Origin of the sequence: Bradyrhizobium sp. PRIMUS42, from assembly GCF_023006515.1 — a bacterium.
Classification (GTDB): Bacteria; Pseudomonadota; Alphaproteobacteria; order Rhizobiales; family Xanthobacteraceae; genus Bradyrhizobium.
The window spans coordinates 1-788 of sequence record NZ_JALBGZ010001354.1 but is presented as its reverse complement, the minus strand read 5'-3'; the positions used below and the strand labels follow the sequence as shown (position 1 = coordinate 788).

Sequence of the window (788 nt, the reverse complement as noted above, 5' to 3'; positions counted from 1 at the left end):
CGCGGAGATGGCGCGCGTGCTCAGGACCGAGCCGTTTCGCATGGCGCTGGACGCCTCCGGTGCCGGCCTCGCGCACTGGCGACATGATCCGCTGCACGACGTCGTCGAGCCCATGAGCCACCACGTGATCATGGCGTATAACGGCGTGATGCAGCGCATGGAGCGGCGGTCGGGACGATCGGTCGCGATCGGCACGTTTCGGCCGGGGGTCCTGATCATCATCCCGGAAGGATCGAGCTCCAGGTGGGATATTCCCAAGCCTGTCGATGTGGTTCAGCTCTATCTTCCCGACGCAATCCTGAAGCGCGTTGCCAAAGAAGCCCAGGTCGGACCGGCCGAGCTGCTGGAGCGAACCGCACATCCCGACCCCATCACCTCCCGACTGATCCTGAGCGCGGCGGACACGTTGCAAGGCAATGGAGCCCTCGATGCGCTGTTTCGGCATCAACTGACGGATCTTCTGGCCACGCGCCTTCTGGCTGCGCATACGGGCTCGCCAACCACGTTCGAGCCGACCATGGGCGGGCTGTCGCCGAAGATCCTGCTCCGTGCGATCGAGCGGTTGCGCTCGGACAGCGACGCGGACGTCTCGCTCGATGCGCTGGCATCCGATGCCGGTCTGTCGCGCTTTCACTTCTGCCGTGCGTTCAAGGAAAGCACCGGCCTGTCCCCGCATGCCTGGCTGCGCCAGCACCGGCTCGAGCAGGCCATGAAGATGCTGCGCGACGGCGACGAGACGGTCGCCGCGATCGCAGCCGACATCGAGGTGATGTGATGCAGAGCGGCAC

The 788-nt window shown here is 65.6% G+C and carries 1 protein-coding gene; it reads left to right on the top strand.

Annotated features, from left to right (window positions below; all coding sequences use genetic code 11):
• Positions 1-775: AraC family transcriptional regulator (locus MOV75_RS40295; RefSeq protein WP_247008410.1), on the top strand; the 775-nt coding region annotated here is incomplete at its 5' end.
• Positions 776-788 lie beyond the last annotated feature (13 nt).